The sequence below is a fragment of the Bacillus cereus group sp. BfR-BA-01523 genome (assembly GCF_022662615.1).
In the GTDB taxonomy this organism is placed as follows: Bacteria; Bacillota; Bacilli; order Bacillales; family Bacillaceae_G; genus Bacillus_A; species Bacillus_A mycoides.
Genome location: NZ_JAKUDX010000004.1, coordinates 71,071 through 97,689 on the forward strand (window position 1 = coordinate 71,071; position 26,619 = coordinate 97,689).

Consider the following 26,619-nt stretch of genomic DNA (forward strand, 5'->3'; position numbering starts at 1 on the left):
CTTTTAATAAGTGATTAACAAGAAAACAAATCGGTCCCCAACATTTTAGATATGTCTAAAATGTTGGGGACCTTTCAATATCAAATCAATCACTTTCCACTTTGCTTCTTCCTGGTAATGTACTCTTCCCTTCAAATGAAAAACACCGCCGTTGAATTGACATACTTAGTATGCGAATTCAGGAGGTGTTTTTTTCATGTACCACTATTCGGGTTCACTTCATTAAAATGGTGTATTTTCTAGTCAATTATTATTTTCTATCCTTTATTTCCTCTTCAATACTTGCCACAAATATATCCAGCGAAACAACTTCCGACTTCTCTTCCCCATATTTTCGTACATTTATAGATTCGCTTTCCATTTCCTTATCACCAACAACAAGAACATACGGTACTTTTTGCATTTGCGCTTCTCTTATTTTATATCCTAACTTTTCATCTCGCATATCTCGTTCAACCCGAATTCCAGCTTGTGCCAATTTGTCTGCAATCCTATTTGCATATTTTTCATGCACTGCATTTGAAACTGGAATTACTTTCACTTGAACTGGTGCTACCCATGCCGGGAACGCGCATCCAAAGTGCTCAATTAATATCGCTAAGAATCGGTCTAACGAGCCTAAAACTGCCCTGTGAATGACAACTGGTCTTCTCTTTTCATTCTTCTCATCTATATAATTTAAATCGAATTTCTCTGGCATTTGGAAATCGAGCTGGATTGTTCCGCACTGATGACTTCTATTTAAAGCATCTTTAATATGGAAATCAATTTTCGGTCCATAAAATGCGCCGTCACCTTCATTTAGTCTATATTTATAATTCAATGAATGTAATACATTTTCTAATGCCGCTTCTGCTTGCTCCCACAATTTATCATCACCCATTGAATCTTCTGGACGAGTAGAAAGCTCTACTTCATACTGGAATCCAAAAGTTTTATATACGTAATCAATTTGCGCCATTACTGATTTAATTTCATCTTCAATTTGTTCTGGAGTTACAAATAAATGAGCATCATCTTGGCAGAAAGTACGAACTCTTAATAATCCGTTTAAAGCGCCACTAAATTCATGTCGATGCACTTGACCGAACTCACACATACGAATCGGTAACTCACGATAAGAATGTAATTTATTTTTAAACATAAGCATATGGCCTGGGCAATTCATCGGTTTTAACGCAAAACTTTTATGATCTACTTCTGAGAAATACATATTGTCTTTGTAATGTCCCCAGTGTCCTGATTTCTCCCATAATTCTTGATTCATCATAAATGGAGTACGCACTTCTTGATAATTGTACTCATTTTGAATTTCTCTTAAAAATGCTTCTAATTCATTGCGAATAATCTGTCCTTTTGGCAAGTAAAAGGGCATTCCCGGAGCCTCTTCCGAAAACATAAACAATTCAAGTTCACTACCTAATTTCCGATGATTTCTCTTCGCAGCCTCTTCAACAAAATGCAAATAATTTTCTAATTCTTTTTGTGAAGCAAATGCAACGCCATATATACGCTGAAGCACTTGATTGTTACTATCGCCTCGCCAATATGCACCAGAAACATGAGTTAATTGAAATGCTTTCAAATAACCAGTAGATGGCAAATGTGGTCCTCTACATAAATCTACAAATTCACCTTGTTTATAAAGTGTTACACTCTCATCATTAGGAATTGCTTCTAAAAGCTCTAATTTCAAACTATCATTCATTTCTTGAAATAGTTTTTTTGCTTCTTCTCGAGAGATTTCAACTCGTTCTATCTTTACATTTTCATTTATAATATTTTTCATTTCTTTTTCGATTTCCGGTAAATCTTCAACATTTACACTACTTGCAAGATCCATATCATAATAAAATCCATTTTCAATAACTGGCCCTACTCCAAGCTTCACATCACCATAAATTCTTTTCACAGCTTGCGCTAATATATGTGCCGCAGAGTGTCTTGCAATTTTTACCCCTTCATCTGAATCCATAGTAATGATTTCTACTTTCGCACTTTCTTCAATGTTTCGTCGTAAATCAAAAGACTGCTCATTAACTTTTCCTGCGACTGCTTTCTTTTTTAAACTACTACTAATCAAACCAGCAATTTCTTCCAAAGTAATACCTTTCACAAATTCTTTAACGCTACCATCTGGAAATTTAATTTCAATCATCTGCTCTTTCATTTTTCATCTCTCCATTTCATAATAAAAAGCACACTCATCCCTAAAATAGGGACGAGTGTGCTTTTACCCGTGGTTCCACCCAGATTCCCATCGCAAACATGCAATGGCTTCTTTTACGGTAACGTCGTTTACACGGCACTAGATACTTGATTTCCCCAGTGCAGCTCTAAGGTGGTAAGTTATTTTTCTGCGTTAGGAAGTTCTCAGCTTTTCTTCCTTCTCTGTATAACCGTTTAAAATAACTCGTGTCCTTTTCTTTGCTTTTATAAAAAATCCATTTATTGTTATTTAATATATCCTATTCATTTTATTTTTACAAGTGTTAAAAATATATTTTTTATTCAAAAAAAGAAACCAAAAACATTTTTGGTTTCCCCTTCTCTTTTTTACCAATCTTGTGGTTCGTAATTTAAGTCTGAAAATAGGCGTTTTTTCTCTTTTTTCGATAAATCTCTCCACTGTCCAACCGGTAAATTATTCAATTCAATATTCATAATTCTCGTACGTTTTAACGTATATACTTGATAACCTAGAGCTTCACACATACGACGAATTTGACGATTTAGCCCCTGTGTTAAAATAATTTCAAACTCATATTTTGATAACTGTGTTACTTCACAAGGAAGTGTTTTTGTATCTAAAATTTTAACACCTGCTGCCATTTTTTCTAAAAACTCCGGTGTAATCGGCTTATCTACTGAAACGATATATTCTTTCTCATGTTTGTTTTCAGCACGTAAAATCTCATTAACGATATCGCCATCATTCGTTAACAAAATTAAACCGTCTGAGTCTTTGTCGAGACGTCCGATGTGATTAATTCGTAAAGGATGATTCACTAAATCGATAATGTTACCTTTTACGGCTTTTTCACTTGTACATGTAATACCTACTGGTTTATTTAAAGCGATATACACATGGTCTCGAGCAATACGAAGTTGCTCTCCATTTACTCGTACGTCATCACCTGGATTTACTTGGTCACCAATTTTTGCAACCTTACCGTTAATAATTACTTTTCTCTCGTTAATTAACTTATCTGCTCCACGTCGAGACGCTTTTCCAGCTTCACTAATAAATTTATTGATACGCAAGTTAGGCACATCCTTTTCATAAAAAATTTCAAGCTCACACTGCTTCTACCGTACAATACAAAAGGGTAAGCCTCCTATTATAACTTAAATATATTAACATGAAAGGGTATATGACGTCTTCACTTAATTACATGTTTACAAGAAAATAAGTGGTCCTCTTTTCCTTTTCACCTCAAACTGTTTAGCAGTCAATAGATTAACCCTTGAATATAACATCATTTATTTACTTTTTTCATAGATAATATACCGATATAAGTTTGATTAATAATGCCTAAATAACTCACAATATGTGAAAAGCAAAAAGAATCCTTTTGAAAATATTCAAAATGGATCCTTCTTCAGCTAAAATAATACTAGTTTTTATACAAAAGTGTTCAATAATTATAATCTTTGATAGAAAACATCGTTCAACAAACAAAATAATCTCGAACTCCCTAATTTTTTACGCTTCAATATTTTCTTCACATACTCCAAAAAGAAGCCCTTGATTATCTATACAATAAGCAAAGTAGCCCATATTAGGAATAGCAGTTTTAGGTACAACTACTTGTCCACCATTTTCAATAACTTTATTTATGTACTCATCAACTGAAGATACTTCAATAGAATTAGTCGTCCTAGTAGCACCATCAGGGGATTTCATTAATCCACCATCGATACCGGGTCTATCACTCTCACCTGTAATTATGAACCAATATTCATGTGGCCCAGGCATTTTTTCAAACTTCCATCCAAAACTATTTGTATAAAATTGAATAGCTTCTTGAGGGTTTGGGACTTGCAATTCAAATCTTAAAACTCTACTCATTTAAATATCTCCCCTCTTATTCTTGTACAAAGTAATTATACAAGAACTAATGTTCTGTATCATTTTTTTCGAAACTAGCTACTTTAATAAGTTCTAACTTTATTTAGAAGCGGCAACAGACCATTCTTCCTTCCGAATAACTTTCTTTCCATTTATATTTTCAACATACTCATTTACATTTGCCAACTGATATAACTCTGGGAAAATTTCTTTCATATAACGTCCATGTACTATTTCATCTTGCCAATAAGTTAATACTATGTAACGATTTTCATTCTTTAAAGACTTCCCTACAACTCCACCTAATATCCCTTTTGCATTTTCCATTCCTTTATTCCAAATTGTTTCTTGCGTATGTAAAAAATTCTTTTCTTTTTCTTCTTTCACATCGCAAATTGCAACTCTTACAAATGACCCTTGTGCAATTACGTCTTTCAAAGGAGTTTCTGTTATATCATACAACGCTTGAAACATTTCAATATTACAGGAAATATATGTGCCTTCTTGATTACTATTTAAAAAAATTGTATCATGAGCATCATTCATGAATGATTGATATGCATTTCTATCCTTCCATAAAGTATACACACACGCTTCATCTTCATTCCACCCACCAAATTGTCCATAGAATCCGTCTAAATACTGTAAATCACGCCATTTTTCTTGCGCATCAGAAAACAATTCCCTTTTCTCTTCTTCCACCTTGCAAAATATTGTTTTTAATAGCATTTCTAATCCCCCTTATGATAAGACCCATTTCCCTCTTGTAACAATTTGTTTACATAATAAAATTATGCAAACAAATTATATCTGCTGTTATACTCCATACAGAAATAACCATTTTTAGTTACTCTAAATCTATCAAACCACCAAACTGATTTTATTTCAAATAATTCGGAATTTAAAGGGAATGTAATCCTAGATTACATCTCACTATTAACTCATTTACTATTTCAAAATAAAAAATGATTGCATTTCACTAATTCTATATCTATAATATTTTTATTGATTCTATACACAATCAATGCGTTTAAGTTTTTAATTTTATAATTCGGATGAACCATTCAGGAGAAGGTCTATTGATCTACCGACGGGGCAAAAAGTTGCTGAACCAACTTTGAAACTCTCAGGTCTTGTTTACAAGTAGAACTGCATGGGGACGAATCTCTGGAGAGACTCCCTCTCGCTTAATATAGCGCGGAGGAAAACGAGCACCGAAGGAGCAAATCCGCTAATCTAGCGGATAATCTCTCAGGTAAAAGGACAGAGACAAGCGAAAGAAAATGCCGATTTGTATCGGTTTATTTTTCTATCCCTTGTTTCTCCAGAGACCATTTCATTTCCTTGAAGTGGTTTTTATTTTTTCTAAAAAAGGAGAATACAGATGGAGACAGTAAGTAAAGTATTAGAACAAATTAATCAGTATGTGTGGGGGTTACCAACTTTGTTGCTACTTGTTGGAACTGGTATCATTCTCACAGTGCGCTTAAAAGGTTTACAATTTAGTAAACTAATATACGCACACAAACTAGCTTTTAAAAAATCAGAGGATACATCATCTTCTGGAGATATTAGTCACTTCCAAGCACTGATGACAGCTATGGCTGCAACGATTGGTATGGGAAATATAGCAGGTGTCGCAACTGCTGTGACAATCGGTGGACCCGGCGCAATCTTTTGGATGTGGATTACTGCTTTATTTGGAATGGCAACAAAGTATGCCGAAGCAATCCTTGCGGTGAAATACCGTGTTAGTAATGAAAATGGTGAATACTCCGGTGGACCAATGTATTATTTAGAACGTGGTTTAGGGAAAAAATGGCTGGCTGTTTTATTCGCTATATTCGGCACAGCTGCTTCTTTCGGTATCGGTAATATGGTTCAATCTAATTCAGTTGCAGAGGCAATGCGAATCAATTTTTCTTTCCCTCCTGCATTAACTGGTATACTCATGTCATTCTTAATCGCTATCGTTATTTTGGGCGGTGTAAAAAAGATTGGTAGAGTTACTGGATATATCGTTCCTATTAAAGCATTCTTTTATATAATCGCTGGCCTTATTATTATTTTCTATCACTTTGATCAAATTCCAGAAGCATTTTCACTTATTTTTTCTGGTGCATTTCAAGGTACTGCAGCTGCTGGTGGTTTTATCGGAGCAACAGTTGCATCTGCAATTCAAATAGGAATGGCACGTGGTGTATTTGCTAACGAGGCTGGTTTAGGAAGTGCTCCTATTGCTGCGGCTGCTGCCAAAACAGATTCACCTGCAAAACAAGCTTTAGTTTCTATGACTGGTACTTTTCTAGATACATTTATTGTATGTACAATTACGGGGCTAGTATTAATTACTACAGGCGCATGGAAATCAGGTAAAACTGGTGTTGAAGCTACAACATTAGCATTCCAATCCGTATTCGGTACTGCTGGTAGTATGATTCTCGGTATCGCCATTATATTATTCGCCTACTCTACTATTTTAGGTTGGTCGTATTACGGAGAGAAGTGTGTAGCTTATTTATTCGGACAAGGTGCTGTACGATATTATAAAGCAATCTTTATCATTATGATTGCAATAGGTGCTAATTTAAAGCTAGGTGTCGTATGGACATTTGCCGATATTGCAAATGGACTTATGGCGATTCCAAACTTAATTGGTCTAATCGGATTAAGTGGTATTGTTGTCGCTGAAACGAATCGCTTTTTACAAGCAGAGAAATTGAAAGAAAGTCATAAAAAACAGGCAAGTTAATCACTAAAAAAAGGAATGGCTCATTTATAATAAGCCATTCCTTTTTTCTCTATTTCAATTCCTTTCCCTCCTGAATCATATGTAAATAAAGTACAAAATCCATCATTGTAGATGAATAACCAAGTTGACGGATCATTGCTGTTATATTCCCTCTATGATATGTACCATGATTTACGACGTGTTGCACTAACTCTAAAATGGAAGTGTCTAATGCACCTGCATATGGGTTCTCAATAACAAATACAGTATTTACGTCTTGTATTGTACTTAAAAATTCTTTATATTGATTTGCCATGTTTTCAAACATTTTTTCTAATTCATGTAATGATTTAGTTTCGATTTGTTTTCGTAAATTTTCTCGGTCTTGTATTGCTTCATTCATACTTTTACCATGCAATATGTGTAACCACACTTGATCTGTAATATAAATATGCGTAACAGTATCCTTAATTGATGGAAATACACTCTGTATCTTTTCGCTAAAGATTGTCTCATAGCTTGGTAACTCTTTTAATCGATTGAATAATCGTGTATTAGCCCAATCATGGTAATCAAACTGTTTTAACATGTACTCTTTCAATCTAAATCGCCTCCTTATTGTACGAAACGAATGTTTTGTTTCTCCATTTCCGATTCTCTATCAGCTTTTGCAATCCCTTTTTCTTCAACTACATGTTTATTTATAGTTTTATATTTTACATACGTATGAAATTCCGTTTGAAATGGAAACGGTGTAATCCGAATTGTTTCCTCGTCCACCCATTCAGCTTGAATAGGTTTCTCCTCCTTACTATTAAATATTTCTGTTCCTTCAAAACCCTCTTTAAATAAATCAATTTCATCTTTCTTTTTTACACCAGGTTTATTCATACATACATATAAAGAAAGTTCATCACAAAACTTTAATAATCTATAATGTTTATCAAACATCGCATATTGTTCTTTTGTTAACGTTTTCAAAATTCTTTTTTGTCGTTCCAATTCATTTTTATAAAAAGACATCATCTCTTCATCTTCCTCATTTAATGAAAATGATAAAAAGTGCTTACTACAAAGTAGCGCCCCGTATGGATTTGACTCTTCAATTGCATTCAAACCAATCGTATAAAAAACAAAGCGTAATGAACTTGGACAATCCATAAATGTATATGGAATATTTTTAGTATCATTCAAAATTGGTACTTTATCAAGCTCTATCCATCCTCTATCATGCTCATATATAGCATCAATTGTCTCTTTTAAGTATATTTTATCTTCAAAAAAATCTTCTATTATATGCCTTGCAATTTCACCAGCTAAAAAACCATGATCATGTTGACGAATTAATATACTTTCTTTCTCATTCTTTTCACGAAAAATCATCCGTATATTCCCCCTCATCCTCATATTACAGCTTGTTGTATGCATCAATTCTTAATTAATCCCTAAATATTAGCAGGGATTCAGTTTCTTTCAACGAAATTAACATAAATATACAGCATTCTTTCTAATCACAAAGTTAGCTTTATCTTTACTAACCATTATACTAAAACATTCATTCTAAAAAATTTTTTATGAGGTGAAAACATGAACAAAACAGAATTAGTTAAAAATGTAGCACAATCAGCTGATATTTCTCAAAAGGATGCTTCTGCAGCTGTACAATCCGTATTTGACACAATTGCTAATGCATTACAATCTGGCGATAAAGTGCAACTAATCGGCTTTGGAACTTTTGAAGTGCGTGAAAGATCTGCTCGTACAGGGCGTAATCCGCAAACTGGAGAAGAAATTCAGATTGCTGCTGGTAAAGTTCCAGCATTTAAAGCAGGAAAAGAATTAAAAGAAGCTGTTAAATAAACAAGAAACCAGCCATTTTATAGGCTGGTTTCTTGTTTATTGTTTATTTCTTATTTAAGCAGTTCCTTTATATTCTCTGCATGATACACTTCACAAATATAAAATACACATTTGCAGTTACTTACAATTTGATATTTTCTAGTTGGATAAACATTCGCCGCAACAGAACATCCATCAAACAATTCGATAATATTTCCAGATGGCTGATATCCTTCATATAATACGTTTCTTCTTACTTCCATCTTTTCTATAAGGTTTTCAACAGGAATATTTCCACTCTCTAATTCACTCTTTATTGTATCCGGTAAAAACGAAGTGTCTGCAAAAATTAGATTTTCAGATAACACCTTACCTTTATAACTAACATTAGATACGCGATAAAGAAATGTTCCGTTTTTATCAAAGAAATTCTTTGCTTCTTTCGGAATGTATTGTCTATCGAGCGCTTCCTGTTCAAGTACATCAAACTGAACTGTATCTTTTACAAGTTTTTCTAAAGCTAGAATAGATGACGTATTTCTAGAAAACAACATATCTTTAATTGCCTGTACATTATAAGTTAATTCAGTTTTTCTATTTTCCGCTACTAACATGAGGAACACCTCTTCTATAAGAAATTTTATTAAAAATTAACGATGATTTAATAGCAATCCCGCGTCTAACTGCGTAATTTCAGTTACTTCTTTACTAAATATTGCAATGGAAGCCATATAATCTAAACTAGGTCTTACATCTTCCATCATTGTATTTTCTGCTAATTCTTGTCTATCTTTAAAAATCAACAATTTTGGAGGGTCATTTGGAGCTGATACTGTAATTTCTACTGGTGGAATCAATAGTCCTTCACCTGTCGCTTTCAGCACTGCTTCTTTTCGAGTCCAATATGTTAAAAATCCTTCTAGTCGCTGCTCATCAGGTAATTTCATAACTTGTGCTATTTCAATGTCTGTTAATACGCCCTCTGCCATTTTCATAACATCTATATTTGGATTCATTTGCTCAACATCAACACCCACAGGTGCAGATTTAGTAAATGCAACAACAACCCACTCACCCGAATGTGAGACCGATATTTGCGGCATCCCTTCTGGTAACTGTGGTCTGCCATGTTGTAATTTACATACTGGGCACATTCGATCAATTGGCACTTGAACTGGCGACATAGAAAGTACCTTTCCAAGTACTAATCTACTAATTACACAACCTATTATAAAACGCGCACGGTCTGCCGAATGATGATATGAATTTGCTTTCTCTCGCTCTACATCATTTAGTAAATTGTAATGCCATGATTGTAAATCTGAAATTCTTGCCCACCATATTTGACAACTATTCTCATTAAGGGTTGGTACAGAATCTACAACTTTACTCTCTATCATGTAAACTCTCTCCTTTTAAATGCCAATATTACTTTATTTCAAAAGAGTATTAGCATGCTGCAACTCATTCATTTACAACTTCTTTCTCTTTTTGTAATACAGATAACGGCTTTTTATTCTTCTTTGACATTACCTCTTTATCAGAAATACGTAAAGAAAATAGTAATGCTATGAGTAAAAATATTGCTGATCCAATTAATGCTGCTTGATATGGTAAAAAATCTGACTGTGCATTATTCTGTACGTTATTACTTCCAAAACCAGATAGTATACTAGCTAAAACAGCAACTCCTATTGCAGATCCTAATCGGTTTTGCACATTGAATATAGTAGTTGCTCTCCCCATAGAAGGTGGTGCAATATTGTTAAAAGCAGAAAATTGAACCGCACCGACAGATTGACCTAAGAAAATACCAATGCCAAACAATAGTGCCCGAATTTGCCATGGATTCGTATCATGATTTACAAAACTTAATAAAATAAAGATAACCGCCGTACTTACTAATCCAATAGAGATTACCTTTCGAGCTCCTAATTTCTTATATGACCATGGTACAATCTGCGAAGAAATCATTAATCCAATCGCCTCTGGGAATGTAGTAAAACCCGATTCCAGCGCGGAAACTCCTATTACATTTTGATACATAAGCGGAAAAATAAATAACATTCCTAGTAAACCAGCTGATGAAAACAACGAAATAAGACTCATTTTTCTAAAGACCGGTTCTTTTAATAAGTGTAAATCTAACATCGGTTGCTTTACTTTAAGTTCTACAATAATAAACAATGTAAGTAATACAATCCCAGCTATCCCAATACTAATTATTTCTGGAGAAACCCAACCTTTTGACGGGCCTTGACTGAGTGCATAGATGAGCATCGCAAAACCTGGTGCTGAAAGAACAAAACCGAGAGAATCAAAACGACCAGCCGATTTTTCAATATGCTCTGCTAAAAATAGAAGTCCAAATAGCAACGCAATGATACCAAACGGCAGATTAATATAAAATGCCCAGCGCCAAGACATTTGATCTACAAAGAAACCACCAATAATTGGTCCGATCGCTGGTGCTACAGCAATTGGAAGTACAATAAATCGAGAAATTTTTGGTCTTTCCTCTGGTGAAAATGTTCGGAATAACATCGCCATCCCGACTGGTGTTAAAAGTCCGCCACCAGCACCTTGAATGATACGAAAAGTGTTTAATGAAGTAATATCATTAGCAATTCCACATAGTGCAGATGCAATTGTAAAAACGAAAAGGGCAGTTAAAAATACTTTTTTCGTACCAAAGCGATCTCCTAACCAACCAGAAATCGGAAGGAAAATAGCTAAGCTAACTAAATACCCAACATTTACAGTCCCCATTGCAGATGGGGGCACTTGCAGTTCTTTGCTTATCGTTTGCAGTGCTACATTCACAATCGTTGCATCCATCGCAGCCATAAACATCGCTGTTATATAAACGATGCTTACAACTACTTTTGGATTTATTTTCACTTTCATTATTGTTTTCCTACTAATATTTTTTCGCTAATTTGATTTTTTTTCGGCTCTAAATCATTCCAGTTAACTTCAACGTATTCTAAGCAAACTTGTCTGCTAGCTTCTTCATGTACGACATTCCATCCAATTGGTACATCGAGAAAGGCAGGCCAGAGAGAATACTGGCCCTCCTCATTCATTAATACTTTATATGTGTAATTATCATTTTCAAATGGATTCGTCATACTTTACTTACCCCTTTCTTATTCTGCAAATATTTCGCTAGCACTTGTCCAATTTCTGTAAGTGGACCTGGCTGACATAAATCTTTATGTCTACAATCAATGTCATGCTGCACGATTTCCCCGTCTAAATAATTTAGCCACGTATTTGGAGAAATAGGATCAAACCAGTCTGGTATAACAGTAGATCTAAAGAATAAAATATCCCCGTTATAAACTTTTGGCACATATTTCCCTAACAACCCTACTGAATTTACATATGTTTCTTTCAAGTTTAAAATAGTCTCTTCCTCAAGACTTGCTAATGCACTTCCATCTTTGCGAAGTATTGCAACCGCACTTTCCATAGTAAGTGGTTTACCATCCATGTTATCTGGATCATATCCACCTAAAGCAAGTAATGCGATTAACGCTTCTTCTTCAGTAGGTGCTTCCGTATTCGGTAAGAAGTGACCAGGATACGAATCAAGCATAACGAGTAATTCTACTTCTTCCCCTTCATTTTGAAGTTGCGCCGCCATAGCATGAACAACATTTCCTCCAAGCGACCATCCGAGTAAACGATATGGTCCGTGAGGCTGTATTTCACGAACGTGTTTTAAATAATCCGCCGCCATCTCCTCTAAGCTTTTTGGAAGTTCTTCATTTTCAGCGATACCACGTGCTTGTACACCATAGATTGGATAATCTGTTCCTAAAGATTTCATAAGTCCTGCATAGCACCAACTTAATCCACCTGCTGGATGTACACAAAATAGTGGTAATTGATCTCCGCTTGCTCGTAATGGAAGCAACACATCAAGTGCACTTTGACCATTCCCCATTTCAAGTCTTTCAGCAAGCCCTGCAACAGTAGGTGCTGCAAATAAAGTTCCGATATTTAGTTCAACTCCAAGTGCCTCTTTAATGCGACTCATCAGCTGCACTGCAAGAAGTGAATGACCACCAAGATCAAAGAATCCATCATCAATTCCAATTTGAGACACACTTAAAACTTCTGTAAACAAGTCACATAACATTTCTTCTTGCGGTGTTCTCGGTCCGCGGCTAGAAGATGATGCAATAAATTCTGGAGCTGGCAATGCCTTTCTATCTAATTTACCGTTTGGGGTTAAAGGTAACTCATTTACTACTACAAAAGCGTATGGAACCATATAATCTGGCAAACTACCTCCAACATACTGACGCATTTCATTCGTATCGATCGTTTCATTATTTGATGCGACGATATAAGAAACTAATCGTTTATCCCCTGGTTGATCTTCCCGTACAATAACAGCTACTTGTTCAACTTTAGGATGTTTCATTATTACCGCTTCTATTTCCCCTAATTCAATTCGGAATCCACGAATTTTAATTTGATGATCTGCACGTCCTATATAATCTAACGTCCCATCTTGACGCCAGCGCGCTAGGTCTCCTGTACGATACATTCTTGTACCTGGCTTACCAAATGGATCTGCGATAAAACGTTCAGCAGTTAATCCTGCTCTTCCTAAATATCCACGAGCGAGCCCTGCACCTGCAACATATATTTCTCCAACTACTCCAGGTGGCATCGGTTGTAAATAGTTATCTAATACGTATACTTTAAGATCCGGTATACTGCACCCGATTAAACTATTTGCTCGTAAAGATACGGTACTTTCATCTAATTCAATATAACTAACATGTACCGTCGTCTCCGTTATTCCGTACATATTAATAAGCTTCGGTGTGTTATAAGGATGACGACTATACCAATCTTCTAATCGACTTAGTTCAAGTGCTTCTCCGCCAAAAACAACATATCGTAAAGATAATTTTTGACCAACCTCTTCATTTTCACGATCTGCTTGCATCAATTGATAGAACGCTGATGGAGTTTGGTTTAAAACAGTAACCTTTTCCTTAACAAGAAGCTGTAAAAATTCTTTCGGCGAGCGACTTACAGTATGTGGTACTACAACTAAACGCCCTCCATATAATAAAGGTCCCCAAATTTCCCAAACCGAGAAATCAAAAGCGTATGAATGGAACATCGTCCACACATCGTCTGCGTCAAATTGGAACCAATGATCAGTTGCGCCTAAAAGTCTCACTACATTTTGATGAGGTATCATAACCCCTTTCGGTCTACCTGTTGAGCCTGACGTATAAATAACGTAAGCAATATGTGAAGGAGATAACGGCTTCATGCGCTCCATTTCATCTATATTGTCTTCACTATATTTCTCAATTTCTTCTATTACGTTCACATCATCAACTAAAATCTTTAGTGCCTCATCACATTCAATTTCCACATCTGAATTTGTTAAAACACATGATGGTTTCGCATCGTGTAGCATAAATGAGATACGATCTGACGGATAATCCGGATCTAACGGAAGGTATCCCGCACCAGCTTTAAGAACAGCAAGTAAGCTTACAACCATATTTAAAGATCTCGGCATCGCTAAAGCAACAAGTTGATCAGGACCGATTCCTTTCGCTATTAACAAACGAGCTATTTTATTCGCTTTTCTATTTAACTCTTCATAAGTTAGTTTTTCATCTTCAAAGACGACAGCAATAGAATTTTGATTTACATGAGCCTGCTTTTCAAATAATTGTGGCAATGTCATTTCAGGTACAATTTGAAAACCACCATTCCACTTTTCTAAAACTGTATTTCGCTCTGCTAAAGTTAATATTTCTAATCTACCAATTGATTGATCCGGATGTTTCTCTGCATCATCTAATAATAGAATGAATCGTTCTATTAGTTTTTGAACCGTTTCACGTTTATATAAATCGGTACTAAACTCTAACAATCCGTGTAAGCCGTTTGGAGTACCATCAACTCTGTTACTCTCGCTAATTTCAAATGTTAAATCAAATTTTGCAGAACCAACACTTTGAATTTCAAGGCTCGCTTCTAAATCCGGTACATTAAACGTTGCTTCTGGCGTATTTTGGAAAGCTAACATAACTTGAAACAGCGGATGACTATTTCGAGTTCGTACTGGGTTTAACACTTCAACAAGTCGTTCAAATGGAACATCTTGATTTTCATAAGCTGCAAGGTTTACCTGTTTCACTCTATTTAATAATTCTTTAAAACTTGGATCTCCTGATGTATTTGTGCGTAACACTAATGTATTTACAAATAAACCAACTATATCCGTGAGTACATCGTCGTTTCTTCCAGCAATCGGACTACCTAATGGTATATCAGTTCCAGCACCTAATCTTGTAAATAAGGCACTTAGTCCTGCTTGCAACACCATAAACAAACTAACTCCATTTTTACGAGCGAGCTCCACTAACCTACTATGCATACCTTCATCTAAATGAAAATGAATTGTTTCCCCGCGATAACTAGTTTCAATTGGGCGCTGGTAATCTGTAGGTAACTCCATTTGATCTGGTAAACCTTTTAACTCTTCTTTCCAAAAATCTAATTGTGTTGAAATAATACTGTCTGGTTTTGTTTCATCACCTAATAGCTGTTGTTGCCATAGTGAATAATCTGCGTATTGAACTGGAAGGGTTTCTAGTTGAACACTATCACCTTGACATCGTGCTTTATAAGCCGCTGTAAAGTCTCTCGTTAACGCTTGTAATGACCAGCCATCTCCTACAATATGATGCAAAAGAATTAGTAAAACATGTTCGTTTTCACTCACTTTAAAAAGTTGCAAACGAATTGCTGGTTCGATATCAAGATTAAAGCTATATCTTACAGCTTCAGACAGTGTACTTTCTAATTCATCCTTACATGTATTTGTTATAATCATTTTTAAATTCAATTTATCCATTTCTAGAATTCTTTGATATGAACTGCCAAGTGAATTCGGGAAAATCGTTCTAAGTGTTTCATGTTTCTCAACTACATCATAAAAGGCACCTTGCAGTGCTTCCTCATTCAATTTTCCAGACATACGAATGACTAACGGAATATTATAAGTAGGACTTGGACCTTCTAAACAATTTAAGAACCATAACCTGCGCTGTGCAAATGAAAGTGGAACTTCATTTGGCCTACTTACTTTCTTAATAGCTGGCCTTGCGCTTTTTGCACGATCCAACTGGTTCGCTAATTCAGCAACAGTTGGTGATTCAAATAGCTTTCCGATTCCTAATTCTACACTTAACGTTTCACGAATTCTTGCCATTAAACGAGATGCAAGAAGCGAATGGCCACCCATTTCAAAGAAATTATCATCTATACTAATTCGCGAAACACCAAGTACTTCAGCAAATAAATCACATAATATTTCTTCTTTCGGATTTCTAGCAACTCTCTCATTGTTCATTCCATTAAAATCAGGAGCAGGTAATTTCTTTCTATCAACCTTACTATTTGGTGTTAATGGTAATTCTTCTAGCACAACAAATGCCGATGGCACCATATAATTCGCTAAACTTTCTGAAACATAAGAACGAATTTCCGAAAGATTAATTGGTTCCTTCTCTTCGGCAACGATATACGCAATGATTCGTTTATCATTTGGACGATCTTCTCGTACCATTACCACTGCTTGCTGTATATTTTCATGTCGTTGTAATACCGTTTCAATTTCAGCTAATTCAATTCGGAAACCGCGAATTTTAATTTGATGATCTGCGCGACTAATGTACTCTAACACACCATCGTTACGCCATTTCACAAGATCACCTGTGCGGTACATACGTGCTCCATCTTTTCCATAAGGGTTTGCAACAAACCGTTCAGCCGTTAACGCTGGTTTTCCTAAATATCCGTTCGCAAGTCCTTCTCCTGCAATATATAATTCACCGATAACTCCAGGTGGAACAGGCTGTAACCCTGCATCCAAAACGTACACTTCTGTATTCCAAATTGGTCTTCCAATAGGAGGTATACCATTTTCACTGTCATCAATGTTCATGAAAGTAGACCAAATAGTCGTTTCAGTTGGTCCATATAAGTTAGTTATAGAGCAACCTAATTCTTTTAATTTATTTGCTAAATGTGCCGGAAGAGCTTCACCGCCAACGAGTACGTTTAGCCTTTGTAACCTCTCTGGATATTCAGTTATTAACGCCTGCCAGAGCGTCGGTGTAGCTTGCATAATTGTCGCTCTTTCTTCTTGTAACAATGTCGTTAACGCAGAAGGCTCTTGGATTACCTCTTTTTGTGCAATTGTTATACTTGCACCACTAATAAGAGGTAAATAAATTTCTAGAGCAGAAATATCAAACGCAAACGTTGTAACTGCTAATAAATGATCGTTTTCATTTAATGAAAACGTATGTTGCATGGCTAATAAGAAGTTACTTAAACCTTTCATAGGAACAATTACACCTTTTGGATTTCCAGTGGATCCTGAAGTATAAATTGTATACGCTGGGTTTAAAAGTGATTCATCATTTTTAAATGGTATATTCATATGAGAATATGTTTTTAACACTATTTTCGTTTCTTCGCTATCTAATATGATTTTTTTAATATTATTTTCTATAACTAAAGAGGATGAAACAGATGAATGTGTTATGATATACACCGGTTTTGCATCATTTACTATATAACTAATACGTTCAACTGGGTATTCTGGATCTATCGGCAAATACGCTGCACCCGTCTTTAGAACTGCTAACATACTAACTACCATTTCTATTGATCTTGGAAATGCTAAGGCAACAAACTGATTTGGTCGTATTCCTTCTTCTAATAAATAGTGTGCTAGTTCATTCGCTCGTTCATTTAGCTCTTTATACGTAAGTTTTATCCCGTTACAAGTAACTGCTATTTTATTTGGATTTTTTTGTACTTGTTTTTCAAATAATATAGGTAGATTAATTAGCTCTTCAGCTTTCTTCGCTTCATTCCATTCCAATAAAACTTTATGATTTTCTTCGGGAAGAGTAATGTTTATTTTTCCAATCGGCTCGTCTTTGTGATAATTATTTATCACTAATTCTAATAGACTCATAAATCTTTCTTTATGCAATGCTAGTTCCGCGCCGTTATATACTTCCGGATTCGCATCAAAATGAATCATTAACTCATTTTCATCGAAACGTTTATATACATTTATCGATAAATCATCAACAGGTCCTGCTGATAAATTATGTGTAATACCACGATTTCCAGCAAAGTTAAGCCCATAATCAAAAGGCATAACATTCACTAACGGCCCAAACAACCTTTGATTTTCACCTAGTAGCTTTAAGTCTCTTCTTAATTCCTCATGACGGTATTTATGATGACGACGTACGTCTCGAATTTCTTTAGAAACTTGCTGTATTAATTCCGCAAGAGTTATATTTGGAGTTACAGTGAGACGAAGTGGAACTAAATTCATTACCATGCTTGGTGTATGAATAGATACAGAACCAAGACGCCCCATCATCGGTAAACCTAAAACAATATCATTTGCACCTGTTAATTTATGCATGTAAATACTTGTTACGGCTACAACAAATTCGGGCCAACTCGTTAACGAAATATTAATATCTTCTAGTAAAGTTTTCGTACTAGCATTTGATAGATAAGCAGTTTCTCGTAAAAATCCATTTGATGTTCTCGGCGCTCGTTCTGCTAAACTTATAACTTCCGGTTCATCTGCAAACTTTTCTAGCCAAAAAGTACGATCTTCCTGAAATTGTTTAGATTCACGATACTCATTATCTTCTTGTACAATTTTTGCAAGAGAACCAAATGGCTTTTCATTCTTGTTTGTTTCTTCTATAAGTGATGTATACTCATTCGCTACCTTTTGGCTAAGAAGTGAAAATCCATAGCCATCCATCACAATGTGATGGATGCGCTGATACCAAAAGAAACGATTATTTTCAACTTGAATAAGTACTTCAGTAAATAATTTATCCTCTGTTAAATCCACGGGCATAGATAAATCATTTTTCATCCATACTTTAGCAGCTTCTTCAGGATTTTCCTCTTTACGAACGTCAATAAAATGCATATGAAACTTTGACGATTCCTCAATAACTTGCCATGGGCCAATTTCATCCTCTTCGAAACGAACATGAAGTGCTTCTGCTTCTTTTACCACTTTACGTACAGCTAACTCGAAAATTTCTTGATTAATATTTCCGTTTATTTCTATATATTCCCCAGTATTATAAATCGGATTAAGCGGATCTAATTGCTGCGCAAACCACATACCAAACTGCGCAGATGATAACGAATGACGAATCTTTTGACTGTTAGGCATTCTTTACTACCCCTTTATTATGTAGTCTATTTGTTACAGCACTTGTGCTGCTTGTGAAGATAGTAAACGGTACCAATCATCAACAGTTGGACGTTCTGCTAAATCTGCAAAAGTGATTTCTTTCCCTTCGCGACGCCATTTCTCTACTAAACTCATAATTCTGACCGAATCAAGTCCTCTATTTAATAAGTCTTCATCAACTTCAATACTCTCTACTGGCTCACGGAGTAGTTGTGCAACTAGTTCATGTACTTCCTGTAAAGTGATTCCTTCACTGTCATCGCCTTTTACACTTTGTAAATCTTTTAATAGTAAGTTTGTTGATGTCGTTACTGCACATCTATTAGATGCATACTCCAATGCTTGTTTATGATGCTCTAGTGAAAAATCAGCAACTGCATCTGCTACAAAAAATGGCTGGATACCATCCATAAAGGCTTCACAAGCTGTTAAAAGGCAGCCAATATGCGCATAAATACCGCAAATAATAAGTTGATCTCTTCCCTGTTCATTTAAAATTTCTAATAGATTCGTCTTTTTAAATGCACTATATCTCCATTTTGTTAGGAATATATCATCCTCATCTGGAGTAAGTTCATCGACAATTTTCTTTTTATCTGGTCCAGCAGGAATACCGTCACCCCAAAAGTCTTGTAATAACCCTCGTTGTTCCAACGTTTGTCCACCAGGTTGTGCTGTATAAACAACTGGTATACCTAGTTCCTTACATCTTTCTCTTATCACCTTAATATTTGAAATTAGTTCTACTTTTGGCGATTCTGTATCGCTATATGCATCAAGAAAGTATTCTTGCATGTCATGGATTAGAAGAACCGCACGTTTCGGATTTGGCGTCCAATTCACTTTATTTTTTGGTAGTTCTGATTCAATCGGCATTTTATATACTGAAATAGATGGGATAGCCATCTAATCACTTCCTTCCAAATTTTAATAGTTTTTTATCGTTTTACTGTAATAAGTTTTTCAGCAATGGCTTTACGTAATTCTTTTTTGCTTACTTTTCCAACACCTGTTTGCGGGAATGATTCAATAAATTCAATTCGATCTGGAATCTTATAAGCCGCTATACCACGTGCTCTTAAAAACGTTTTTAATTCACTTACAGTTGGAGATTGTCCGCGAGCTATAACAAAAGCGCAAGTACGTTCTCCTAAATAATCGTCAGGCATAGATACAATTGCTACATCATGTACTGCATCATGCGCTAATAGATGATTTTCAACCTCTTCCGCAGCAACCTTCTCACCGCCACGATTAATTTGATCTTTATCTCTGCCTTCTACAATGATGTAACCTTGTTCATTTACTTTCACAAGATCTCCTGTACGATAAAATCCATCCTTTGTAAATGATCTTGCATTATGCTCTTCCGCTTTATAATAGCCACGAATTGTATATGGCCCTCTTGTTAATAAACTTCCTACTTCACCGGGCTTTACATCGTTATCATTTTCATCAACAACCCTTACTTCATCGAATGTAGACATCGGTCTACCTTGTGTATGAATAATGATTTCTTCAGGATCATTTAATCTTGTGTAATTTACTAACCCTTCTGCCATACCGAACACTTGCTGTAACGTACATCCAAATGTAGGGCGTATACGCTTCGCAACTTCGGCACTAAATTTCGCACCGCCTACTTGAATAACTTGCAAGCTCGATAAATCGTCGTTACGGGAAGATACCGCATCAAGCCAAATCATTGCTAATGGTGGAACGAGCGCTGTAATCGTAACTTTTTCTTTTTCTATAAGAGCAAATGACTCATCTGGACTACCTCCAGTTGCCAATACTACTTTTCCAGCCGCATAGAAAGTTCCAAATGTTCCTGGAGAACTCATCGGGTAATTGTGTGCTACTGGAAGAACTGCCATATAGACGCTTTCTGCATTTAAATTACAAATGTCAGCGCTAATACGTAAACTATAAATATAGTCATCATGTGTTCTAGGAATTAATTTAGAAAGTCCTGTCGTCCCTCCTGATAATTGGAGAAACGCAACATCACTTGGCTGAACTTCTGGTAACGGAATCGGATCCATATAAAGATCAGTTATGTTCACGAATTCTTCTTCTTCCCCCACTACGATTACATGTTGTAAAGCGGGAACTTTCTCTTTCACTTCTCTTGCTAGTTTTCGGTAATCAAAGCCGAGAGCCTTATCTGAAATAATGTAAGCACTCGCCTCACCGAACTCGCAAAAATAACTAATTTCACTACTGCGATGAGAAGGTAGTGCAAAAACAGGAAGCGCTCCAATTCGAAATAGTGCAAAGCATATTTCGAAAAACTCTATAATATTAGGTAACTGGATTACAACTCGATCCTCTTTCTTTATTCCTAAATTCAGTAAACCTGAAGCTAAGCGATCTACCTGTTTATCAAGTTCACTATATGTTATTTGTGAATTACCACTTACAATCGCAATTTGATCTCCATGTTTTTCAGCGCGTTCTTTTAACATCGAACCAAATGTTTCTCCAAGCCAACACCCTTCTTCTCGATAGCGATTGGCAAATTCTTTTGGCCATTCCGTATAACCTATTAACATTCTTTCTTCCCCCTATTTTTCATTCAGCGAATTATCTCTTAACCCTAAAGCCTTCAACATTGTTTGGAACTTAGCTGATGTTTCTGCTAACTCATCTTCTGGCTTTGATTCAGCAACAACTCCAGCACCTGCAAATAAGCGAAGTGTATTCTCTTGCACTTCAGCACATCGAATTGTAACAATCCATTCGCCATCTCCATTTAAATCGCTCCACCCTAACATTCCTGTAAAGAATTCACGGTCAAATGGCTCAATTTTTTGAATAGCTTCTCTCGCTTCTTCCATTGGAGTTCCGCAAACTGCTGGCGTAGGATGAAGAGCAATTGCTAATTGTAAAGAAGAAGTATTTGGATCCTTAAGTTCACCTTTCACTTCTGTAGACAAATGCCACATTGCTTCACTATGAATAACTGATGGTTTTTCTGGCACATGCAATGTATGACAGTACGGACGAAGCGCAGCAGCAACCGCTTCAACTACTACCGCATGTTCATGTAAATCTTTTGGAGAAGAAAGTAATTCTTCTGCTCTTCTTTTATCTTCTACTGGATCCTCACTTCGTGGTCTTGAGCCAGCCAACGGATTTGAAATTACTTGCATACCACTACGTGAAACAAGCAATTCAGGGCTTGCTCCAATTAACGTCTTATTGTTCTCGTTTTCATCTTTCGGTAAATTCACAGCAAATGTGTAGCCGTGCTTATTATGTTCCGCTAATTCACGAAGTAGTTTTTGTTGATCAATTTTCTCGGAAGACTTAACATCCAACGATCTAGATAGAACGATTTTCCTTAAATCTCCGTCCTGAATTTTTGCTATTCCTTGCTTCACACCATCCATATAAAGTTCAGGAGCTGGAACCGGTGTCATTTCAAATGTCAGTTTCTCATTTCGTTTTATCTCATTTGTTGTCTCTAACTGTAAACGCTCAGTAATTCTACTATGTTCTGGTACGATAAGTTGAACTTCTTTTCTACGATCAAAAGGCAAAGCACCAACAACGATAGGATTCGGATTTCCGGCTTGTTTTGCATTACTTAATACCGCTTGTACAAGTTCTGGAAAGCTTTCAATTTCACGATGTTTTACTGTAGTAAACTCTCCTTCTGCTAATATTGTTCGAGTTGGTGAAGCGAAAAAGAATGAAGATTCTGTCTTATAATCTTCTAAAAGTTTTTCTGACAGTTCCTTTACGGCTGTAAGTTCATTCATAGTATAATAACCTCCTGAATTTTTTATTAAGCTCCTAATGTAGCTCCGCCATCGACACATAAATTGTGCATTGTAATATGACTTGCTTTATCAGAAGCTAAAAACAATACTGCTTCAGCAATTTCTGAAGGTTGTGCAATTTTTTGTAACGGAATACCGAGTCTATATGTATTTTGAGAACCAGCAATTATATTTTCAGCTCCATTCTCATCAGCCCATAGTAATCTTTGCATTTCAGTTTCAGTAGAACCAGGAGAAACTAAGTTGCAGCGAATATTGTATGCTGCAAGCTCTAATCCTAAACACTTCATAAACATTGTCGTTGCGGCTTTTGATGCAGCGTACGCAGCCATTTCCATTCTCGGAGTATTTGCCGCATTTGAACCAACTGTAACAATTGCCCCTGACCTTCTTTGCATCATATGTTTACTTACTGCTCGAGACATATAGAAAACTCCTGTAGAATTTACAGAGAAGGTTTTATTCCAATCTTCATCACTTAAAGAGTGAATTGGTCCCATACGTAATACCCCTGCAACATTTATTAATATATCTATTGGTGCTATATCATTTTCAATACCGTTTACCATATCTTCAACAGCGGTACTATCACTCACATCTAAATGAAATGTTTTCATACGTGTTTCATTTAATTCATTTTCATTTAAGAGTACGTTTAACCCATCTTCATTTTGATCAACCGCAATAACTGTAGCTCCTCTTTCTAAAAACATTTTGGCAACAACACTGCCTATACCTTGAGCTGCACCTGTTACTAAAACCGTTTTTCCATCAAATTCCCCTAAGTTCATTTCCTCTATCCTTTCATTTGAAAATTAATCTAATTAAACAAATAGCTATAATGATAACGATTATCAATATCAATGTAAAAAATAATACACTTACTAAACTAATTGGTCAAGTGTACTTTTCATCAAAATATTATTAATTGATAATGTTTTTCATTTAATCTTCTTACATCGAAATGATAATCTTTCTCAATAAACTTGTCAACCTATTTTTATTTTTCAGATAAAATATTTTAGTACTTCTCAATACAATTACATCTAAAAGCATTAATAAGTACTTACATTAAAAAATTTAATTCGTACTCCTCTTTTTAAAATTGAAGAAGATAAACTGTAGATACCTTCATTTACAAAGCCTTACCAAAAACTCAAGTATATATTTTCTCAACATTTTTCTGAAAATATCGAGAAAGTATATCTTACAATTACCAATGCATGTCGTGTTTATAATTTAAGATTTAATAAGTATTTCGAATATAATATATCAATTTATGATATTCCAATATAATCCAAACGGATACTTTACTCATTTTTTTGCCTCTAGAAAATTCCACATGTTGTAATTCATAAAAAAGCACCCTATTAAATAGGGTGCTTTTTAGTAAACATAGTGTTAAAGAAGATTTATATACTTACGCTACACTGCGATACTCTTCTTCTTTTTCTTTTTTCTGCTTAGGCACTTGGATTAAAAGTGCGATAATAAATGATACGACACATAATACGCCGATCACCATGAAAGTTGGTTTGAATCCACCTAGAACTGCACCGATAAAGGAACCAGCGAGCGCTCCAAATCCAAATCCTTGATACACAATTCCGTAGTTTTTACTATGGTTTTTCATACCGTAGAAATCACCAACGATAGCTGGGAAAATAGTGATATTTCCACCAAAGCAAAACGCTACACTTGCTACACATACGAAGTAGATACCATAATTTAAATCTACGAAACTTAAAACCAAGACTGAAGCTGCCATAGCAACAAATGTACCAGTAACGATTTTTAAACGGCCGATTTTATCTGATAACGGTCCTAAAATAATACGACCTAATGTATTGAAGATTGCAACCATAGCCACCGCATTAGCTGCTGTCGCTGCGCTAAGCCCTACAAGTTGAACACCAATGTCTTTTACCATACCAATTAAGTATAAGCCACTCATACATGATGTAAATAACATAATAAATAATAAGTATACTTGTTTTGTGCCTAACATTTCTTTCGTTGTATATTCCTGAGTTTTTGTTTCATGAACTGCTCCTTGATCTGCAGCTTGATGGATTAAACAAGCGCCAAGGACAATCATAGCTGTAACAATTAACCCCCAGTATATAAACGCTTGTGATACACCAACTGATTCAATTAACTGTGCGTTAATATATTTAAAAATTAAGCTACCCGAACCATATGCAGAGACAGAAATACCAGCAATTAAACCTTTACGCTTTGGAAACCACTTTATTAAATTGGATAATGAAGTGATATATGCTGTACCATCTGCATAACCTACAACAACCCCTGCTAGTACATAAAGCAATATTAATGAGGAAGCTTGTGAACTAAGTATTAATCCTAGTCCTAATGCTAGTCCAGCTATCATAATAAGTTTTCGAAGTCCCCACTTTTCTTGCAATTTACTCGCAAACAAAGTTGAAAACGCTAAAGACAGGCTAGTAATTGAGAATGTTATAGCAACAGCGTTAAGACTCCAACCGTATTTACTCACTAAGGGCTGATTGAATAAACTCCATGTATATATCGTACCAAGCCCCATTTGTACTATGACTGTTCCAAGGACAACAAGCCATGGATTAACCGATGATTTTTTCATACCATCTCTCCTCCTCTTTCTATTTCAATGCTATTCGCTAAATATGCTTTTTTTATTTTTATTTTCGCCACCTCATTCGACTTAACAACTTCATTGTATAGGATGTTTTCGCTTATGTAAGCACTTACAAGATGGAGCGTCAAAAATATGGAATCAGTTACAGAAAACGAAGGGTGAAATACAAAAAACTACTTGTTAAATACGTAGTAGTTTTTATAATGTTTTACATCAATACGACTTATGTGTGTTTTCATATCCTCTTTTATACAAAGTTATGCGCCCTGTTACACCATGGCTGGACTTCAAAATTTTGATTATCCTATATAAACAAAAAAACACCATATTCTTTTTAACTCCCCAGCTTTATAACATGTTGCGTCTATATTTCTTAATACAAATCATTTAATAGTCTTGTAATCTGGCTTCTCGTTACAATGCTTGTAATCAAAAATCCCACCACTTCCACTTCCGTATATCTTGTTTTTCTAACGAACCATACAAAAGTACAACGTTTTTTACAATTTTCTACATAAAAACAGAAAATATATAATTCATTTACATAATTTTGCACTTTAATTTTTATTAAACAACAAATATTTTATTGATAAATAAAACTAAACATTCACTAATATATCTATACGTGGTTTAATATATATAATAAACAAACATTTCTGACTTTTATAAGGAGGTACTATGAAAGCAAACGTAGGCGATACTATACTATTTCAACGAAATAACTTAAAGATCACAGCATCTGTACTAAAACTATACACTGAATCGGTCTTAGTTGAAGTCACAGATGTAAGCGGTGGTACTTTTGAATTTGACCGAACAATTGTAAATCATAAAAACTATAAAATTTTAAATGCAAATAAATAAAACAATACAATACAAAATAGCCCCTGCTTAACAGCGGAGGCTATTTTGTATAATAACAATTCATTAATTTACATATCCTAAAACACTAACAATCTTGCTTGCTTTTAAATTATTAATATAATAATAAATTTCTAACCCTCTTCTCTCAGCTCTTAGCACTTTACCTTTCATTTTTGATAAATGCTGCGAAACAGTCGATTGAGGAATATTTAATATTTCTGTTAATTGTGTTACATTACAAGTTTTGCGTGCACTTAATTCATTTACAATTTGTAATCGTATTGGATGCGCCATTATTTTTAAAATATCCACATCTTCTTCAGTTACTAAACTTTTTTTTATCTCGCTCGTATATGTTGTCATAAGACATTCCCCTTT

The 26,619-nt window shown here is 35.2% G+C and carries 20 protein-coding genes, 1 riboswitch and 1 other annotated feature; of the genes, 3 read left to right on the forward strand and 17 right to left on the reverse strand.

Going from position 1 to position 26,619, the window contains the following annotated elements:
• Positions 1 to 250: 250 nt before the first annotated feature.
• The 4 genes from thrS to MR066_RS12365 form a co-directional block, all read right to left on the reverse strand.
• Positions 251 to 2,170 carry a threonine--tRNA ligase gene (gene thrS / locus MR066_RS12345; protein ID WP_242247376.1) on the reverse strand — a complete coding sequence of 640 codons (1,920 nt, stop codon included), beginning with the start codon at positions 2,168 to 2,170 and terminating at the stop codon, positions 251 to 253.
• Between the two features lie 44 nt (positions 2,171 to 2,214).
• Positions 2,215 to 2,437 (reverse strand) — a binding site (T-box leader).
• Between the two features lie 119 nt (positions 2,438 to 2,556).
• Positions 2,557 to 3,264 carry a pseudouridine synthase gene (locus MR066_RS12350; RefSeq protein ID WP_002141694.1) on the reverse strand — a complete coding sequence of 236 codons (708 nt, stop codon included), beginning with the start codon at positions 3,262 to 3,264 and terminating at the stop codon, positions 2,557 to 2,559.
• 442 nt (positions 3,265 to 3,706) lie between these two features.
• Positions 3,707 to 4,072 (reverse strand): VOC family protein, encoded by a 366-nt coding sequence (locus MR066_RS12360; RefSeq protein WP_219302219.1) that lies wholly within the window; start codon positions 4,070 to 4,072, stop codon positions 3,707 to 3,709.
• Positions 4,073 to 4,171: 99 nt separating this feature from the next.
• Positions 4,172 to 4,801: a YdbC family protein gene (locus tag MR066_RS12365; RefSeq protein ID WP_242247377.1), complete on the reverse strand. Its 630-nt coding sequence runs from the start codon at positions 4,799 to 4,801 to the stop codon at positions 4,172 to 4,174.
• Positions 4,802 to 5,229: 428 nt separating this feature from the next.
• Positions 5,230 to 5,349, forward strand: a riboswitch (glycine riboswitch).
• A gap of 107 nt (positions 5,350 to 5,456) precedes the next feature.
• Between MR066_RS12365 and MR066_RS12370 the strand changes: the two genes are divergently transcribed.
• Positions 5,457 to 6,824, forward strand: a complete 1,368-nt coding sequence (locus MR066_RS12370) for an alanine/glycine:cation symporter family protein (protein WP_061674682.1) — start codon at positions 5,457 to 5,459, stop codon at positions 6,822 to 6,824.
• Between the two features lie 49 nt (positions 6,825 to 6,873).
• On the opposite strand, the gene MR066_RS12375 is transcribed toward MR066_RS12370, so the two are convergent.
• Positions 6,874 to 7,404 (reverse strand): DinB family protein, encoded by a 531-nt coding sequence (locus MR066_RS12375; RefSeq protein ID WP_061674681.1) that lies wholly within the window; start codon positions 7,402 to 7,404, stop codon positions 6,874 to 6,876.
• A 14-nt stretch (positions 7,405 to 7,418) separates the two neighbouring features.
• Positions 7,419 to 8,186 (reverse strand): DUF3891 family protein, encoded by a 768-nt coding sequence (locus tag MR066_RS12380; protein WP_061674680.1) that lies wholly within the window; start codon positions 8,184 to 8,186, stop codon positions 7,419 to 7,421.
• Positions 8,187 to 8,390: 204 nt separating this feature from the next.
• Between MR066_RS12380 and MR066_RS12385 the strand changes: the two genes are divergently transcribed.
• The gene (locus tag MR066_RS12385) at positions 8,391 to 8,663 is read left to right on the forward strand and encodes an HU family DNA-binding protein (RefSeq protein WP_002012780.1); all 273 of its coding nucleotides are present in this window, start codon (positions 8,391 to 8,393) and stop codon (positions 8,661 to 8,663) included.
• A gap of 50 nt (positions 8,664 to 8,713) precedes the next feature.
• Here the strand turns inward: MR066_RS12385 and MR066_RS12390 are convergent, their stop codons facing one another.
• The 10 genes from MR066_RS12390 to MR066_RS12435 all read right to left on the reverse strand — a co-directional run bounded on the left by MR066_RS12390 (position 8,714) and on the right by MR066_RS12435 (position 25,362).
• A complete protein-coding gene (locus tag MR066_RS12390) occupies positions 8,714 to 9,256 on the reverse strand; it encodes a hypothetical protein (RefSeq protein WP_002012778.1) in 543 nt (180 codons plus the stop codon).
• A gap of 36 nt (positions 9,257 to 9,292) precedes the next feature.
• On the reverse strand, positions 9,293 to 10,042 hold the full coding sequence (gene sfp, locus MR066_RS12395) for a 4'-phosphopantetheinyl transferase Sfp (RefSeq protein WP_002031914.1): 750 nt from the start codon (positions 10,040 to 10,042) through the stop codon (positions 9,293 to 9,295).
• A gap of 64 nt (positions 10,043 to 10,106) precedes the next feature.
• Positions 10,107 to 11,549, reverse strand: a complete 1,443-nt coding sequence (locus MR066_RS12400) for an MDR family MFS transporter (RefSeq protein ID WP_242247378.1) — start codon at positions 11,547 to 11,549, stop codon at positions 10,107 to 10,109.
• Complete coding sequence (locus MR066_RS12405; RefSeq protein ID WP_000184075.1) at positions 11,549 to 11,773, reverse strand: MbtH family protein; 225 nt, start codon at positions 11,771 to 11,773, stop codon at positions 11,549 to 11,551. The genes MR066_RS12400 and MR066_RS12405 overlap by 1 nt, the downstream gene beginning before the upstream one ends.
• Entirely contained in the window at positions 11,770 to 18,930 is a 7,161-nt protein-coding gene (locus MR066_RS12410; protein ID WP_242247379.1) for an amino acid adenylation domain-containing protein, read from the reverse strand. Before MR066_RS12410 ends, MR066_RS12405 begins: the two co-directional genes overlap by 4 nt.
• A 33-nt stretch (positions 18,931 to 18,963) precedes the next feature.
• On the reverse strand, positions 18,964 to 19,857 hold the full coding sequence (locus tag MR066_RS12415) for an isochorismatase family protein (RefSeq protein WP_002136203.1): 894 nt from the start codon (positions 19,855 to 19,857) through the stop codon (positions 18,964 to 18,966).
• A gap of 32 nt (positions 19,858 to 19,889) precedes the next feature.
• Positions 19,890 to 21,506 carry a (2,3-dihydroxybenzoyl)adenylate synthase gene (locus MR066_RS12420; protein WP_242247380.1) on the reverse strand — a complete coding sequence of 539 codons (1,617 nt, stop codon included), beginning with the start codon at positions 21,504 to 21,506 and terminating at the stop codon, positions 19,890 to 19,892.
• Between the two features lie 12 nt (positions 21,507 to 21,518).
• Positions 21,519 to 22,718, reverse strand: coding sequence for an isochorismate synthase DhbC (dhbC, locus tag MR066_RS12425; protein WP_242247381.1), 1,200 nt, complete (start codon positions 22,716 to 22,718; stop codon positions 21,519 to 21,521).
• Between the two features lie 26 nt (positions 22,719 to 22,744).
• Positions 22,745 to 23,530 (reverse strand): 2,3-dihydro-2,3-dihydroxybenzoate dehydrogenase, encoded by a 786-nt coding sequence (gene dhbA, locus MR066_RS12430; RefSeq protein ID WP_242247382.1) that lies wholly within the window; start codon positions 23,528 to 23,530, stop codon positions 22,745 to 22,747.
• Positions 23,531 to 24,159: 629 nt separating this feature from the next.
• Positions 24,160 to 25,362 carry an L-lactate MFS transporter gene (locus MR066_RS12435; RefSeq protein ID WP_242247383.1) on the reverse strand — a complete coding sequence of 401 codons (1,203 nt, stop codon included), beginning with the start codon at positions 25,360 to 25,362 and terminating at the stop codon, positions 24,160 to 24,162.
• Between the two features lie 693 nt (positions 25,363 to 26,055).
• Here MR066_RS12435 and MR066_RS12440 point away from each other — a divergent pair.
• On the forward strand, positions 26,056 to 26,241 hold the full coding sequence (locus MR066_RS12440; protein ID WP_002012762.1) for a YkvS family protein: 186 nt from the start codon (positions 26,056 to 26,058) through the stop codon (positions 26,239 to 26,241).
• Positions 26,242 to 26,304: 63 nt separating this feature from the next.
• On the opposite strand, the gene MR066_RS12445 is transcribed toward MR066_RS12440, so the two are convergent.
• The gene (locus MR066_RS12445; protein ID WP_002012759.1) at positions 26,305 to 26,604 is read right to left on the reverse strand and encodes an ArsR/SmtB family transcription factor; all 300 of its coding nucleotides are present in this window, start codon (positions 26,602 to 26,604) and stop codon (positions 26,305 to 26,307) included.
• Positions 26,605 to 26,619: the final 15 nt, after the last annotated feature.